The 17282-nt window shown below is 31.3% G+C and carries 10 protein-coding genes, 1 tRNA gene and 2 rRNA genes; 11 read left to right on the forward strand and 2 right to left on the reverse strand.

The features are described from left to right. Nucleotides 1-51 precede the first annotated feature (51 nt). From EL235_RS02700 to EL235_RS02715, 4 genes are all read left to right on the forward strand, one after another. Nucleotides 52-2959 (forward strand): 23S ribosomal RNA (locus EL235_RS02700). 248 nt (nucleotides 2960-3207) lie between these two features. Continuing rightward, nucleotides 3208-3324: ribosomal RNA gene (rrf, locus tag EL235_RS02705) — 5S ribosomal RNA — on the forward strand. A gap of 1315 nt (nucleotides 3325-4639) precedes the next feature. Beyond that, nucleotides 4640-5989 carry an ATP-dependent DNA helicase gene (locus EL235_RS02710; RefSeq protein WP_126340753.1) on the forward strand — a complete coding sequence of 450 codons (1350 nt, stop codon included), beginning with the start codon at nucleotides 4640-4642 and terminating at the stop codon, nucleotides 5987-5989. 2 nt (nucleotides 5990-5991) lie between these two features. Next, nucleotides 5992-6636 (forward strand): flagellar basal body-associated FliL family protein, encoded by a 645-nt coding sequence (locus EL235_RS02715; protein ID WP_052243255.1) that lies wholly within the window; start codon nucleotides 5992-5994, stop codon nucleotides 6634-6636. Here EL235_RS02715 and lolA read toward each other — a convergent pair whose 3' ends face one another. Beyond that, on the reverse strand, nucleotides 6637-7143 hold the full coding sequence (gene lolA / locus EL235_RS02720) for a LolA-like outer membrane lipoprotein chaperone (protein WP_126340754.1): 507 nt from the start codon (nucleotides 7141-7143) through the stop codon (nucleotides 6637-6639). Nucleotides 7144-7260: 117 nt separating this feature from the next. Between lolA and secA the strand changes: the two genes are divergently transcribed. From secA to EL235_RS02755, 7 genes are all read left to right on the forward strand, one after another. Next, nucleotides 7261-9852 carry a preprotein translocase subunit SecA gene (secA, locus tag EL235_RS02725; RefSeq protein ID WP_126340755.1) on the forward strand — a complete coding sequence of 864 codons (2592 nt, stop codon included), beginning with the start codon at nucleotides 7261-7263 and terminating at the stop codon, nucleotides 9850-9852. An 8-nt stretch (nucleotides 9853-9860) separates the two neighbouring features. After that, nucleotides 9861-11147, forward strand: a complete 1287-nt coding sequence (locus EL235_RS02730; protein ID WP_039625606.1) for a sigma-54-dependent transcriptional regulator — start codon at nucleotides 9861-9863, stop codon at nucleotides 11145-11147. Between the two features lie 12 nt (nucleotides 11148-11159). Beyond that, entirely contained in the window at nucleotides 11160-12176 is a 1017-nt protein-coding gene (locus EL235_RS02735; RefSeq protein WP_039628142.1) for an aspartate-semialdehyde dehydrogenase, read from the forward strand. A 10-nt stretch (nucleotides 12177-12186) separates the two neighbouring features. Continuing rightward, nucleotides 12187-12693 carry a YqhA family protein gene (locus tag EL235_RS02740; protein WP_012661246.1) on the forward strand — a complete coding sequence of 169 codons (507 nt, stop codon included), beginning with the start codon at nucleotides 12187-12189 and terminating at the stop codon, nucleotides 12691-12693. Between the two features lie 12 nt (nucleotides 12694-12705). Next, nucleotides 12706-13728 carry a uroporphyrinogen decarboxylase gene (hemE, locus tag EL235_RS02745; protein ID WP_114640174.1) on the forward strand — a complete coding sequence of 341 codons (1023 nt, stop codon included), beginning with the start codon at nucleotides 12706-12708 and terminating at the stop codon, nucleotides 13726-13728. Further along, nucleotides 13725-14633: a radical SAM protein gene (locus EL235_RS02750; RefSeq protein ID WP_080750153.1), complete on the forward strand. Its 909-nt coding sequence runs from the start codon at nucleotides 13725-13727 to the stop codon at nucleotides 14631-14633. Before hemE ends, EL235_RS02750 begins: the two co-directional genes overlap by 4 nt. A 66-nt stretch (nucleotides 14634-14699) precedes the next feature. After that, nucleotides 14700-14774 (forward strand) — tRNA-Asn (locus EL235_RS02755). 106 nt (nucleotides 14775-14880) lie between these two features. Here EL235_RS02755 and EL235_RS02760 read toward each other — a convergent pair. Beyond that, nucleotides 14881-17280 (reverse strand): tetratricopeptide repeat protein, encoded by a 2400-nt coding sequence (locus tag EL235_RS02760; protein WP_126340756.1) that lies wholly within the window; start codon nucleotides 17278-17280, stop codon nucleotides 14881-14883. Nucleotides 17281-17282: the final 2 nt, after the last annotated feature.

Genomic DNA, 17282 nt, shown 5'->3' on the forward strand with positions numbered 1-17282 from the left:
CTTATCATAAAAACTTTAACAAGGAAGTGATGCGTTTTAGAATGAATTAAAAGGTAAGCTATTAAGAGCGAATGGTGGATGCCTTGGCTGGTAAAGGCGATGAAGGACGTACTAGACTGCGATAAGCTACGGGGAGCTGTCAAGAAGCTTTGATCCGTAGATTTCCGAATGGGGCAACCCAGTATATAGAGATATATACTACCATAATGGAGCGAACGTAGGGAATTGAAACATCTTAGTACCTACAGGAAAAGAAATCAATAGAGATTGCGTTAGTAGCGGCGAGCGAAAGCGCAAGAGGGCAAACCCAGTGCTTGCACTGGGGGTTGTAGGACTGCAATGTGCAATAGGTAAGGTTAGTAGAACACTCTGGAAAGTGTAGCCATAGAGGGTGATAGTCCCGTATACGAAAACCAAACCTTAGCTAGCAGTATCCTGAGTAGGGCGGGACACGAGGAATCCTGTCTGAAGCTGGGTCGACCACGATCCAACCCTAAATACTACTACCAGACCGATAGTGCACAAGTACCGTGAGGGAAAGGTGAAAAGAACTGAGGTGATCAGAGTGAAATAGAACCTGAAACCATTTGCTTACAATCATTCAGAGCACTATGTAGCAATACAGTGTGATGGACTGCCTTTTGCATAATGAGCCTGCGAGTTGTGGTGTCTGGCAAGGTTAAGCACACGCGAAGCCGTAGCGAAAGCGAGTCTGAATAGGGCGCTTAAGTCAGATGCTGCAGACCCGAAACGAAGTGATCTATCCATGAGCAAGTTGAAGCTAGTGTAAGAACTAGTGGAGGACTGAACCGATAGGCGTTGAAAAGCCCCCGGATGACTTGTGGATAGGGGTGAAAGGCCAATCAAACTTCGTGATAGCTGGTTCTCTCCGAAATATATTTAGGTATAGCGTTGTGTCGTAGTATAAGGGGGTAGAGCACTGAATGGGCTAGGGCATACACCAATGTACCAAACCCTATCAAACTCCGAATACCTTATATGTAATCACAGCAGTCAGGCGGCGAGTGATAAAATCCGTCGTCAAGAGGGAAACAACCCAGACTACCAGCTAAGGTCCCTAAATCTTACTTAAGTGGAAAACGATGTGAAGTTACTTAAACAACCAGGAGGTTGGCTTAGAAGCAGCCATCCTTTAAAGAAAGCGTAATAGCTCACTGGTCTAGTGATTTTGCGCGGAAAATATAACGGGGCTAAAGTAAGTACCGAAGCTGTAGACTTGATTTTATCAAGTGGTAGGAGAGCGTTCTATTTGCGCCGAAGGTATACCGGTAAGGAGTGCTGGAGCGAATAGAAGTGAGCATGCAGGCATGAGTAGCGATAATTAATGTGAGAATCATTAACGCCGTAAACCCAAGGTTTCCTACGCGATGCTCGTCATCGTAGGGTTAGTCGGGTCCTAAGTCGAGTCCGAAAGGGGTAGACGATGGCAAATTGGTTAATATTCCAATACCAACATTAGTGTGCGATGGAAGGACGCTTAGGGCTAAGCAAGCTAGCGGATGGAAGTGCTAGTCTAAGGTCGTAGGAGGTTATATAGGCAAATCCGTATAACAATACTCCGAGAACTGAAAGGCTCTTCAAAGTCTTCGGACAGCGAGGAGAATTGCTGATGCCGTCGAGCCAAGAAAAGTTTCTAAGTTTAGCTAATGTTGCCCGTACCGTAAACCGACACAGGTGGGTGGGATGAGTATTCTAAGGCGCGTGGAAGAACTCTCTTTAAGGAACTCTGCAAAATAGCACCGTATCTTCGGTATAAGGTGTGGTTCGCTTCGTATTAGGATTTACTCCGAAAGCGAAGAAACTTACAACAAAGAGTCCCTCCCGACTGTTTACCAAAAACACAGCACTCTGCTAACTCGTAAGAGGATGTATAGGGTGTGACGCCTGCCCGGTGCTCGAAGGTTAATTGATGGGGTTAGCATTAGCGAAGCTCTTGATCGAAGCCCGAGTAAACGGCGGCCGTAACTATAACGGTCCTAAGGTAGCGAAATTCCTTGTCGGTTAAATACCGACCTGCATGAATGGCGTAACGAGATGGGAGCTGTCTCAAAGAGGGATCCAGTGAAATTGTAGTGGAGGTGAAAATTCCTCCTACCCGCGGCAAGACGGAAAGACCCCGTGGACCTTTACTACAGCTTGACACTGCTATTTGGATAAGAATGTGCAGGATAGGTGGGAGGCTTTGAGTATATGACGCCAGTTGTATATGAGCCGTTGTTGAGATACCACTCTTTCTTATTTGGGTAGCTAACCAGCTTGAGTTATCCTCAAGTGGGACAATGTCTGGTGGGTAGTTTGACTGGGGCGGTCGCCTCCCAAATAATAACGGAGGCTTACAAAGGTTGGCTCAGAACGGTTGGAAATCGTTCGTAGAGTATAAAGGTATAAGCCAGCTTAACTGCAAGACATACAAGTCAAGCAGAGACGAAAGTCGGTCTTAGTGATCCGGTGGTTCTGTGTGGAAGGGCCATCGCTCAAAGGATAAAAGGTACCCCGGGGATAACAGGCTGATCTCCCCCAAGAGCTCACATCGACGGGGAGGTTTGGCACCTCGATGTCGGCTCATCGCATCCTGGGGCTGGAGCAGGTCCCAAGGGTATGGCTGTTCGCCATTTAAAGCGGTACGCGAGCTGGGTTCAGAACGTCGTGAGACAGTTCGGTCCCTATCTGCCGTGGGCGTAAGAAGATTGAAGAGATTTGACCCTAGTACGAGAGGACCGGGTTGAACAAACCACTGGTGTAGCTGTTGTTCTGCCAAGAGCATCGCAGCGTAGCTAAGTTTGGAACGGATAAACGCTGAAAGCATCTAAGCGTGAAGCCAACTCTAAGATGAATCTTCTCTAAGCTCTCTAGAAGACTACTAGTTTGATAGGCTGGGTGTGTAATGGATGAAAGTCCTTTAGCTGACCAGTACTAATAGAGCGTTTGGCTTATCTTATTTAAGCATCACTTCCTTGTTAAGGTTTTTAATAAAGCTTTAAATGTTTTTATATGAAAACTACATTTAGCTTATAAAATCTTACAAGTAAAGTTTATATTGGAACTTGCTCTTAACATTGTTTTTTAAGTATTTTTTATAAAAGCTTATCAAAAATGAAAGATAAGTAAAAGAAGAAAAAAAGCAAAAAATATAAAGGTAAAGTTTTATTTTAAACTAAATCTTCCGAAGAATATTTAAATAACAATGTCCGTGATTATACAGATGTGGAGACGCCTTGCTCCATCCCGAACCAAGAAGCTAAGCACATCGTGGGTGATGATACTACGCCTTACTGGCAGGGGGAAAGTAGCTCATTGCGGACTTGTTAATTCTTTTATTATTCTTACTTATTACTTAGTTAAATCCTTAATTGATTTATTATTTGTTTTTTCTTTAGAGATAGTTTTTATTTCTTTTATTTCTTTTATTTCTTTTATTTCTTTTATTTCTTTTATTTCTTTTATTTCTTTTATTTCTTTTATTTCTTTTATTTCTTTTATTTCTTTTATTTCTTTTATTTCTTTTATTTCTTTTATTTCTTTTATTTCTTTTATTTCTTTTATTTCTTTTATTTCTTTTATGGTGCGATCATGAATTATTTAGTGGTTTAGTTTTTACTGCTTGTGGTGGATTAGCTTGGTTAGCTTGTGAAAATTTCTAATTAGTTTGTGTTGATTAGGTAGGATGTTTATTGTTATTTTTTATTATTTTATAAAATTTAGTTTTATATGCTATTTGATTGTTTATTGGCTTAATCCTTAAATTGGTTTATTCTTTTACTTATTATTGATTTTTATTTTTAAATTTTTATTGTTTTTTTAATCTATTCTATTTTATGGTTTTTAGGTTTATTATTTTATTTTTTGTGATTTTTATTTAATTGTATTTCTTTGATTTTTTAATTTATTTTTATTCTTTATTTTTTTAATTTATTGCTATGATTTTTTTATTCTTATTTTTATTCTTTATGGTTGTTATTCTTGTTTTTAGTTGTTTGTGTTTTTAGTGATTTAGCTTTTGGTTTTATATTGTTTGGGGATTTAGTCGTTTTAGCTTTAAAATGTTTATAGCGAGTTTGATAAATTTGGTTTTTTAGTTTTTATTGCTTATGTTTTTGGTTTTTTATTAATCTGATAAATTGGGTTTTTATGTGTTTCTTGGTTGTTTGGTTAGCTTGATTGTTTTAGTTATTTTTTATGGCTTAGATTTGTGTTGTTAGTTATTGAATTGTTTTAATGGCTTATTTGATGGGTTGGGGTTGGTTGTTATTTTATTGTTAGTTATTACTTAGATTGTTATTTGTTTAGGTTGGAAAGATTGATATTTGAATTAAATAGTGCTGTGGTTTTATAAAATTATAGATTAGTTAATATTATATTATTTGTATTATAGTTAAGTAAAATTATTAGTGTTGTACTTTAAAATAAATATGCTCAGTAAAGATTAATGTAGTTATTTTTTTGAGTCAGTTTTAATATAATTTTTTGTTTGGTGGTAGCTGTTTGAAAGTAAGAGTATGATTTTATATGATTAGAATTTATAATAGTGAAAAAGAATGTATTGGTAGTGTATTTGGGTGCTTAAAAAAATATACTATATGTTAAGAAAATAAAAAGAGATATAAAATATAATACCAATATGGTATTAAATAAGTTAAGAGATTTTTTAAAAAATAATAATGTATTTTTAAGTGGTGGAGCTGGAGTTGGTAAGTCGTTTTTGACTACAGAACTTATAAAATCTTATAGAATGCAAGGGAAAATTGTTATAGTATTGGGTTCTACAGGTCTTAGTGCTTTTAATATAGGTGGAATTACTTTACATAGTTTTTTTGCTTTTAAAAGATGTCAAAATTATGATGAGTTATATTATGAAGATAGGAAACAAAAAGATAAACTAGAAAAATTAAATAGAATTTTAAAGCAATGTGATTTATTGGTTATTGATGAAATCTCTATGGTAAGTGCTTCATTGATGGAAATGATTTACTATAGACTAACAAGAAGTGATTTTAATGGCAAAATTTTATTAGTTGGAGATTTTTTTCAACTACCACCCGTGATTAAGTATAAAGAAAATAAAAGTCAAAACACTTTATTTCAAAATACTTTATATGCTTTTTCTTCACAAGCTTGGAATGATCTTAAATTTATTAATATAAAACTTAGTATTACAAAAAGAACTTTAGATAAACAATTTTATGAGTATTTGTTTTTTCTTAGGATGGGTGAAGTAAATAAAGAAATACTAAATTTCTTTAAAAAAATGTTAATCAGTTCAGAAAATTTACTTGAGTATATGGATGAATATACTTTATTAAGCGCTACAAATAAAAAAACTAATTATATTAATACTGAAAAATTAAATCTTTTACAAGGCAAAGAAAGTATATTTAAGGCAAAAGTTGAAAAGCTAGATTATGCTTTGGATGATAAAACTTATGAGCAGTGGATTAATGGACTTAATTCTTTGAGTGAGTTAAAATTAAAAATAGGGGCTAAGATTATTTTCTGTGTGAACAATAAAGAAGAAAATTATTATAATGGAGAGCAGGGTATTGTTTTAGATTTTATAAAAGATAAAGAGCAAGAATGTATTCTGATAGAAAAAAACAATGGCGAAAGATTGAAATTAAAACCATACGAATATACCTTAGAAGAGTATGAGTTGGACAAATATGAAAAACTGGAAGTTAAGATAAAAGCTAAATTTGTTCAATTCCCTATAAAACTGGCTTATGCTATAACAATCCATAAATCTCAAGGTATGAGTATAGATAAATTAATATGTGATATTGGTGGAATTTTTGAAAAAGGACAATTATATGTATGTTTATCAAGAGCTATTAATCCAAGTAATTTAAAAATCATATATAATTATAAAATGCCTTTTGAAGATTATTTTTTAAAAATTTTAAAATTTGATAAAGAGGTAAAGCAATTTTATCTACGAGAAAAGTTTATAAATTTAGAAGAAGATAGGGAGTGATTATGAGATGGGCGGTAATTTTATTTTTTTCTTTTTATAGCATTTATGCTAATTCTTTAAGTATAGAGGATTTTAGAACAGATTTGTATTCAAAAGTTGGTAATAATACTTTAAAAAAGATTGAAATAACTTTAGATTTTGAAGGGGAAAATTTAGAAGAGAAAAAGATTATAGATGCTCTAAATACTATAATATCTAGTTATTTTTATGAAGATTTATTCACAGAAGTAGGTAAAAACAATTTCAAAGAAACTTTACTTAAATTTAGTAATAAAAAATATAAAACTCAAATTAAAAACATTTATATTTTAAAAATTAATTCAGTGAGCCAATTTGATTTAGAAGAACTGAAGCGTTTTGTTAAAGATTTAGAAAAAAAGGATGAAGATTCAAAAGAAACTGCTAAGCAAGAAGAAAATCAAAATACTCTTAAAGTTACTAAAACTTCAGATCAAAATAACACCCAACCAAAAGATATGAATATTACTCAAATAAGTAGTGTTAAAGATAGCAATATAAGTTTTAATCAAGATGTCAATGCAAGCAAAGAGTCCATGGATATGATTTTAAAAACTATGGAAAATACGCAAATGCAAATGTTAGCACCAAGCAAAGAGCAAGATTTATTTAAAGAAATACCATTTTGATTATTGGACTATATCAAAATAACTTGGGATTTTTGGTGTAAAAATATTTTCGTCAATATTTTGATCAAATTTTTGATTGTAAAAATAAATACTGACTAAATTTCCCAATTCATCTTTATAAGAAATGCTATTAAGGCTACCGTTTTCTAGTTTGATATTATATGTGATATTTTCGTATTTTGCCTCATAGCTTTCGTGAGATATTAATTTTGCATTTTTAAAAATTGCTTGAAGATTTGGTAAATTTTGCAATTGAGTATAAATGGCTTGTTCTAATTCAGGCTCTATGATAACAACTTCTTTATGATTGATATAGATTTGTTTTTTATTTGGCTTAGTGTAATTCCAAAAGGCTTTGTTTTGAGTGATAATAAAATTTCCTTTGTAATTTAGCGAAGAATTATTACTTTGTATTTTTTGTTCAAAATCGCTGCTAAAATTTTTAAAATTTATATCAAAAGCAAAAATATTACAAGCAAATATCATTAAACATATAAAATATTTCATAATTATCCTTTAAAAATTTTGCAAATTATATAAAATTTATGCAAATAAAATTTTATATAGTTCTAATTAAAATCAAGGTATAATTTAGCATATATTTTTGTAATTAAAGGTAAAAAAATGTTTTCTAGTGTATTTAAAGCAATATTTGGCACAAAAAACGATCGAGAAGTAAAAAAATATTTAAAAAGAGTTGCGCAAATTAATGCTTTAGAATCAAAATACCAAAATTTAAGTGATGATGAATTAAAACAAAATTTTATAGATTTTAAAACACAAATTCAAAAAGAAGAAAAAACTTTAGACCAAATACTAAATGATGTTTTTGCAATAGTTAGAGAAGTAGGAAAAAGAACGCTTAATATGCGCCATTTTGATGTGCAATTAATCGGTGGTATGGTTTTGCATGAGGGAAAAATTGCTGAAATGAAAACCGGTGAAGGTAAAACTTTAGTTGCAACTTTACCTGTTGTATTAAATGCTATGAGTGGTAAGGGTGTGCACGTAGTTACTGTAAATGATTATTTGGCTAAAAGAGATGCAGAGCAAATGAGTGCCATTTATAATTTTTTAGGTTTTAGTGTAGGTGTGATACTTTCAGAGCAAAATAGTGACGAGGCACATAAAAAAGCTTATGAGTGCGATATAACTTATGGTACAAATAATGAATTTGGTTTTGATTATTTGCGCGATAATATGAAATTTTCAAAGCTTGAAAAAGTACAAAGAGAGCATAATTTTGTTATAGTTGATGAAGTAGATAGTATTTTAATAGATGAAGCAAGAACTCCACTTATTATAAGCGGGCCTACAAATAGAACTTTAGATGGCTATATTAAAGCAAATGAAGTAGCAAAACAAATGCAAAAAGGCCAAGCGGCTGCTACTCCTCAAGAATTGCCAAGTGGTGATTTTGTTGTTGATGAGAAAAATAGAACTATTATGATTACAGAGGCTGGAATTTCTAAGGCAGAAAAATTATTTGGAGTAGAAAATTTATATAGCTTAGATAATGCAATATTAGCCCATCAGCTTGATCAGGCTTTAAAAGCACATAATTTATTTGAAAAAGATGTGCATTATGTATTAAGAGATAAAGAAGTTGTAATTGTTGATGAATTTACGGGAAGATTAAGCGAGGGAAGACGCTTTAGTGATGGTTTGCATCAAGCATTAGAGGCTAAAGAAGGAGTTAAAATTCAAGAAGAAAGCCAAACTTTAGCAGATATTACTTTTCAAAATTATTTTAGAATGTATAAAAAATTAGCAGGTATGACAGGTACTGCACAAACTGAGGCAACAGAATTTTCTCAAATATACAATTTAGATGTTGTTTCTATACCTACAAATATACAGGTTGCAAGAATAGATAAAGATGATTTAATCTATAAAACGCAAGAAGAAAAATTTAAAGCAGTTATTGAAGAGATAAAAAAAGCAAACGCAAAAGGTCAACCGGTTTTAGTGGGGACTGCAAGTATTGAAAGAAGTGAAGTGTTTCATAATATGCTTGTAAAAGAACGTATTCCTCATCATGTGCTTAACGCTAAAAATCATGAACAAGAAGCTTTAATCATTCAAGATGCGGGTAAAAAGGGTGCAGTAACTATAGCTACTAATATGGCAGGTCGCGGGGTTGATATAAAAATAGATGATGAAATAAGAGCTTTAGGAGGGCTTTATATCATAGGAACTGAACGCCATGAAAGTAGAAGAATAGATAATCAACTTCGTGGGCGTGCAGGGCGTCAAGGTGATCCTGGTGTAAGTAGGTTTTATTTAAGTTTAGAGGATAATCTTTTGAGAATTTTTGGTGGTGATCGCATTAAAAATATCATGGAAAGATTAGGTATAGAAGAGGGCGAGCATATAGAAAGTCGTATCGTTACAAGAGCTGTTGAGAATGCGCAAAAAAAAGTTGAAAGCTTGCATTTTGAAAGCAGAAAACACTTGCTTGAATATGATGATGTGGCTAATGAGCAAAGAAAAACCATTTATAATTATAGAAATGAATTATTAGATGAAGAATTTGACTTGCAAGATAAAATTTTAAAAAATATTGCTGAATATAGCAATTATTTAGTAAGTCAAATTTATCTAAATGCAGAACTTGAAGATGATGTTAAGCATTTTGAAAGCTTAAAACAAAAAGTAAATTATGAATGCAATCTTGAGCTTAGCGAAGCTGATTTTAAAGATTTGGGTGTAATTGAAGTAGAAAATAAATTAAGTGAAATTTTAGAGCAAGCTTACAAAAATAAAATGAATATTATTGAAGATAAGGAGGCTAGAAGAATTGAAAGAATTTTATATCTTCAAATTTTAGATAATTTATGGAGAGAGCATTTATATCAAATGGATATTTTAAAAACTGGTATAGGTTTAAGAAGTTATAACCAAAAAGATCCTTTGGTGGAATATAAAAAAGAAAGTTATAACCTTTTTATGGAACTTGTTGAGCGTATTAAATTTGATAGTTTAAAATTGCTATTTAATGTAGTTTTTACTCAAAAAGTAGCACAAAATTTTGAAGAAAAAAGCCACGAGCAAAATGAACAGTTCTTAGCTAATACCACAGAAAGCGGTGTTGATGAAAATGGTGAAGCGCAAATTACCAAAGTGCCTAGAAATTCACCTTGTCCTTGTGGTAGTGGTAAAAAATATAAAGAATGCCATGGTAAAAGTGGTCCTAAAAAAGGTATTTTAGCTTAAGGTATGTAATGAATTTGGTTATAGTTGAAGATGATATAAATATGAGAAAATCACTCGAAATTGCTTTGAGTGAGTATGAGGAATTTGCTATAAAATCTTATAAATCAGCAACTGAAGCTTTAAAAAAACTAAACGATGATGTTGATTTGATTATCACAGATATTAATATGCCGGGCATGGATGGTATTGAATTTGTACAAGCTTGTGAGAATAAATATGATTTTATTATTATTACAGGTAATGCAACACTAAATCGTGCTATAGAAGCGGTAAGACTTGGCGTAAAGGATTTTCTTGTAAAACCATTCGATATTAATACTTTAGTAACTGCGATAAAACGCGCAAAAATAATTCAAGAAAAGACCTCTAAAAAAAATAAAAAGACTATTAAAAAAGAAGAAAATCAAGATTTTTATGGCACTTCTAAAGCTTTGGAAAATTGTTTAAAATTAGCTACTAAAGCTGCTAAAACAGATGCAAGCGTGCTTTTTTTTGGAGAAAGTGGGGTGGGTAAAGAAGTTTTTGCAAATTTTGTGCATAAAAATTCAAAAAGAGCACAAAAACCTTTTGTGGCTATTAATATGGCAGCGATTCCATCAAATTTAATAGAAAGTGAGCTTTTTGGTTTTGAAAAAGGTGCATTTACTGATGCTAATACTACTAAAATAGGGTTGTTTGAGCTTGCTAATGAAGGAACTTTATTTTTAGATGAAATAGGTGAAATGCCTTATGAAATTCAAGCAAAATTATTAAGAGCCTTACAAGAAAAAGAAATTACAAGATTAGGGAGTACTAAAAGTATAAAGATTGATGTAAGAATTATTAGCGCAACTAATGCTCATATAGAAAAAAAGATTGCAGATAATGAATTCAGACAAGACTTGTATTATAGACTTAATACTATTCCTGTTAATATACCACCGCTAAGAGAGCGTCAAGAAGAAATTTTGCAAATTGCACAAAAGGTCTTGCTTGATACGTGTAAAGAATATGATTTTAATGAAAAAACTTTAAGCCAAGAAGCACAAGATGCTTTACTAGCTTATGATTTTCCAGGTAATATTAGGGAATTGATTTCTATTATACAAAGAGCTTGCATTTTAAGCGAAAATGATGAGATTAGTGCTCAAGATTTATTTTTAGAAAGTAGAAAAAGTAAAGATATTAAAAATCTTGAAAAAGAATTGATTTTAGAAGCTTTAAAAAATTCACAAGATATTGCAGAAGCAGCTAAGCTTATAGGGATGAGTGAGAAAATTTTTAGTGAAAAAATGAAAAAATACAATATTACTTAAAAAGGACGGACAATGAAAAAAATAGCTATTGTAGGTGCAACAGGAGCAGTCGGTGAAGAACTTTTAAATGTCTTAGATGAGCTTGATTTTCCAGTTGAAAGTATTTTGCCATTAGCAAGTGCAAAAAGTGCAGGTAGTGAAGTAGAATTTAGAGGTAAAAGCTATAAAGTAAAAGAATTAACTCCAAGTGTTTTTAAAGAAAATCCTGTAGATATTGCTTTTTTTAGTGCTGGAGGAAATATAAGTGCTGAGTATGCAAAATACGCAGTAGAATGTGGTGCTGTGGTAATTGATAATACAAGTCATTTTAGAATGGATGAGAATGTTCCTTTGGTGGTTCCTGAATGTAATAGTGAAGATATTAAAGATTGGGAAAAAACAGGGATTATTGCTAATCCAAATTGCTCTACTATACAAATGGTACATGTTTTAAAACCACTTGATGATGTATTTAATCTAAAAAGAGTAGATGTGAGTACTTATCAAGCAGCAAGTGGTGCGGGTAAAGAAGGTATGGAGGAATTAGTTCAAGGAATGCAAAGTTTTTTTGCTTTTAAACTAGATGAATTTGAAGCAAAAACTTTTCCATACACTCTGGCTTTAAATTTGATTCCTCAAATTGATGTTTTTAGTGACAATGGCTACACTAAAGAAGAATTAAAAATGGTGAATGAAACGCAAAAAATATTACATAAAAAACTTGAAATTTCAGCAACTTGCGTAAGAGTCCCTGTACTTAGAAGTCATAGTGAAGCCATTACTATGCATTTTGAAAAAGATGTTGATATTGCTAAGGTTAGAGAGATACTTTCTAAAGCACCAAGTGTTGTTGTGATTGATGATGTAGAAAATAAAAAATATCCTATGCCGCTTTTTACAAGTGATACTAATGAAACTTATGTAGGAAGAATAAGACGTGATATTAATCACAAAAATATTTTACATTTATGGTGTGTGGCTGATCAAATTCGTGTAGGAGCTGCTACAAATGCAGTGCGTATTGCACAAAAATGGCTAGAGTTAGTTTAAAAGGAGAAAAATGCTAGAAAGATTTTTTGAGAATTTATTAGTTAAAAGTCGTTTGGTTACTATTTTACCTGTAATTTTTGGTTTAATAGGGGCTTTTGTTTTATTTTTTATCGCAAGTTATGATGTGATTAAAGTTTTAAAATATGTATTTGAATACTTTATGTTGCCAAATTCTACGGTGGATTTGCATGAAGATATTGTTGGTTTGATCATAGGAGCTGTGGATTTATATTTAATGGCTTTGGTTTTATTTATTTTTTCTTTTGGAATTTATGAGCTTTTTATTAGTGAAATAGAGGATTTTAAACAAACAAAGCAGTCAAAAGTTTTAGAAGTGCATAGTTTGGATCAGCTAAAAGATAAGCTTGCAAAAGTAATTATCATGGTTTTAGTTGTAAATTTTTTCCAAAGAATTTTACAAATGCAACTTAATACAGTTTTGGATATGACTTATTTGGCAGGTTCTATTTTGGCTCTTTGTGTAGGACTTTATTTTTTACATAAAAGTGATCATTAATAAGGAATAAAAATGATTTTTATTGATGCGTGTTTTAAAAAATCAACCCCTTATACTCCAGTTTGGATGATGCGTCAAGCAGGAAGATATCTGCCTGAATACATGGAAGTTAGAGCAAGTGCTGGAGATTTTTTATCGCTTTGTAAGGACTATCAAAAAGCAAGTGAAGTTACCTTACAACCAGTAGATATTTTGGGTGTTGATGCAGCTATTATTTTTTCAGATATTTTGGTGGTGCCTTTAGAAATGGGCATGGATTTAAAATTTGAAAAAGGTGAAGGACCGGTATTTTCAAATCCTATTAAAACCAAGGAAGATTTGGAAAGATTAGATGTTGAAAAAAGTATTAAAAATCTTTCTTATGTTTATGATGCATTAGCGCTTACTAGAGAAAAACTTGCACAAGATAAAGCTTTGATTGGTTTTTGTGGAAGTCCTTGGACTATTGCTACTTATATGATAGAGGGTGGCGGTAGTAAAAATTATGCAAAATGCAAAAAATTAGTTTATCAAAATCCTGAATTTTTACATCAAATTTTATCTAAACTTACTTTAGCTTTAAAGCATTACATTCAAGAGCAAATTAGAGCGGGTGCTAATGCTATACAAATATTTGATAGTTGGGCAAGTGCTTTAGAAAAAGAAATGTTTTTTGAGTTTTCTTTTAAATACATGCTTGAAATTGCTGATTTTATTAAAGAAAAATATCCACATATTCCCGTGATTTTATTTCCTAAAGGTGTTAGTGGATTTTTGGATGGTATAAATGGAAATTTTGATGTTTTTGGTGTAGATTGGAGTACGCCTTTAGAATTGGCAAAAGAAAAGCTAGGTGCTAAATATACTTTACAGGGTAATATGGAGCCTTGTAGATTGTATGATAAAAAAGCTATTGAGCAGGGTGTAGATAAAATTTTAAATATCATGCAAGATAGTGCACATATTTTTAACCTAGGACATGGTATTTTGCCTGATATTCCTGTTGAAAATGCTAAATATTTTATCAAGCTAGTTCAAGAGAAATCACAAAAGTGAATAAAATTACCTTTGGACCTATAAGCTCAAGAAGATTTGGACTTTCTTTAGGGATTGATTTAAGTCCAAATCAAAAACAATGCAATTTTGATTGTGTGTATTGTGAATTACAAGCTGCAAAACCTATAGAAAAATTTTTAATATATCCAAAAATTCAAGATATTACAGAACAAGTAAAACAAGCTTTAGCCAGTAATGTGAAATTTGATTTTCTTACACTAACTGCAAATGGTGAACCTAGTTTATATCCTTATTTAAAAGAATTGGTTTACGAGTTAAATAAAATAAAACAAGATAAAAAACTCTTGATTTTAAGTAATGGTAGTGGCGTATTAAATATAAATGCATTTGATGCCCTAATGGATATTGATGTAGTTAAATTTAGTCTTGATAGTGCTATAGAAAAAACATTTTATAGGATAGATAGGACTTTAAAACAAATCAAGCTTGAAACAATGATTGAAAAAATGATAATTTTTGGGAAAAAATTTCCAGGTGAACTTATCATGGAAGTATTGGTTGTGCAGGGGTTAAATGATAGTAAAGAGGAAATGCTGGCTTTAAATGAGGTATTTGATAAAATAAAGCCATTAAGAGTGGATTTTAGCACTATTGATAGACCGCCTGCGTATCCTGTTAAAGGTGTATCTTTAGAAAAATTGGAAGAATTAAGTATGTATATTACTAGTGTGCCTATAGTACTTCCCAAACGTTATTATAAAGGTGAAAAAATTGATTTTAATGTCCAAGAACTTTTGAAGATGTTGCAGCTTAGAGCACAAAGCGAATTTGATATAGAAAATAAGTTTAGTCAGCATAGTAAAGATATGTTGGAAAAATTAATTAAAGAGCATAAAGTCGTTGTAAAAAAATTAGCAGGGGTAAATTTTTACAAAAAAATATAATTTTTTGTAAAAAACTCTTGACAAGAATATTTTTTTCTTATATAATACCATTTCTTATTTATGTTTTCCGGATTAGCTCAGCGGTAGAGTAGTCGGCTGTTAACCGATTGGTCGTAGGTTCGAATCCTACATCCGGAGCCATTTTGCTTCATAAGATTTTTCCTAATATTATAGTAAATTAATTTATGATTTATTCCGAGTATATTTTTGAAAATTAATTAGTATTTCCTATCTAATATAGAAAACACTAATTTTTTATATCAAAAGTAAAAAATTTACTTTTAAAATTATTCCCTACCTTTTCATATTGAAACATAGCAGGTTCTAGGTTTTGTACTTCATGATATAAAAGACCTAAGGCAAGCCTTGCTTCTAAAGTTTCTTCATTTTCTAACCTTGCAAGTTCAAGTAAAGCTATAGCTGAATTTGGATTGTTTGATCCTATTGCAGCAACTGCAGCTAAAAACAATGTTTGTGCGTCTTTAATTCTATAATCATCAATTAAGATGTTATAAAGTGTGTAAGCTTCTTGGTATTCTTTTGCAAATATATCTACATAAGCCAATGCAAAGATCAAGCCTATAGAATTTTTATTACTAGTAGCTAATCTTTTTTTAATATCATTTCTAACATGATTAAGTAAACCTGTGATTTGCATAAGAGTTACATAACTATCTTTGACTATACCAGCACCTCCAAATAAAGAATCGTAATCAAGTTTAGCGGATAAAAAATACATTTGTGCCTGTTTGGCATATTCTTTGATATCAAGATTCATGTTTTTGGAATTAAAATATAAAATATTGCTAATAATGTCTTCACCTAGCAAATCTTTCAGTTCTTTAATTTTTTGATTTCTTAATGTATCAAGATTGTTTCCATTAGCAGCTATGATAGCAAACATCAATTCCAAAGGGGTGCTGTTTGAGTTTGAAAGATTATCTAAATAAGGAATTATTGCAGTAAAATCATTTTTAGCTAAATGTAGTAGATATTTATATATGTTATGATTTTGATCAATGTTATTATCTACTTGTAAATTTTCTAAAAGCTCATTAGCTAATTTAGTATAGTCTTTTTTTACTAAATCCATGCAATATATAGCAAAAATCCCTGCGATATAATTTTTCGGATTTAGATGATAAGCAGTTGAAAAGTGTTTATATGCATTGTTATAATCTTGTAGTTGTGCATAAGTTAGAGCAAGATTATAATGAATTACATCATGTGCATGATAAATTTCGCTTAAATTTTTAAATTCTTGATTTGCTTCTCTTAAGTGATAGTTAAAAGCTAAGTCGATGGCATGAGATAATTCTATATTAACACCTGATAAGGCTTTGCTTTTAACAAGCAGCTCATTTTCGTATTCATAGCCTTGTAGAAAATTTCCCAAATCAGCTTTTGTGATAAGCTCCATACTTTGTTTAACATCAAAAACGCGGTAAGGTGAGAAATAAAATAGTAAATCATATATTTGTTGTTTTCCTGTAATCAATCTTTTAGCAAAATTTTGTTGTGCTATATCAATATTAGATAAATTTCTTTTTAATCTTGTTTTTATTTTGTAATATTTTGAGCCAACATCTTTATCTTTAATATACAAAGCTTTTAAAATTTGAGAACCGCTTTCATATTGGTCTGTTTTTAATTCTACTAAGGCCAAGGCTATTTTGCTTCTTATTTCGTTATTTGCTATTTTTGATGCTCTTTCGAGATACTCCTTGGCTTTTTGGTAGTCTCCTGATTTAGCATATAATAAACCCAAAGGCAAGCTAGCTTCATAGTCTTGTTGCTTTTGTAAAAAATTAATAGCATTTTGTTCAGAATTTAATAATGCATAAATTTTTGCTCCAAGGTAATAAGACTCCCCTTGGTATCCATTAATATTGCTTGAGCGCATAAACATTTGTAAAGCTTCTGGGTAAAATCCTTGATAATAATTAATCAAGCCTAGATAATAATCATACAAAGATGATTGCGAATCTTGTGGTAAATGCACTCTTGCTAAGTCAAGATAATATTTAAATTTCTCCCTATCTCCAAGTTTAAAATAACATACAGCTATATTGATAGCTGCAGCTACTTTATGCTCTTCTAATTCTAGTGATTGTTTAAAATTCTCAATCGCACTGGTAAAATCTTTTTGTTTCATTTGTGCTACACCAAGATTATAACTAGATAAGGATTGGTTGAAAATATTAATATTATTATAAAGTTCTAAGGCGCTTTCGACATCACCTTTTTCATATAGTAAATTAGCTTTTTGCACTACAAGATCCAATGCTGATTGTTTTACTTTTGTGATGCTTGCACTGGTGTTATCATCTGAAACTTGAACATTTAAAATAGTTTTTTTATCTTCTTTGAAAGCTATAAGTAAAATTAAAACTACAAGTAATATTAAAGCAAAACTTCCAAGTGTAGAAATTAAAATAATAAATTTTTTATCAAAAAGCTTTTTTTTCTCTTCAGGTTGTGGTGGTTGAGGTTCTTCTTCTACTCTTTGAAAAGTACTTTCTTCTTCTAATTCAGGGGGTATCATCCCAGGAGGAATAGATTGTTCTTCTACTCCTGGATTTTCATCTATTTGTGAAAAGGGCGTTTCTTGATTGTCTTGTTCTTTAAGTGTTACTTCTTCGGCCATGT

The organism is Campylobacter lari (genome assembly GCF_900638335.1).
Lineage (GTDB): Bacteria > Campylobacterota > Campylobacteria > Campylobacterales > Campylobacteraceae > Campylobacter_D > Campylobacter_D lari_E.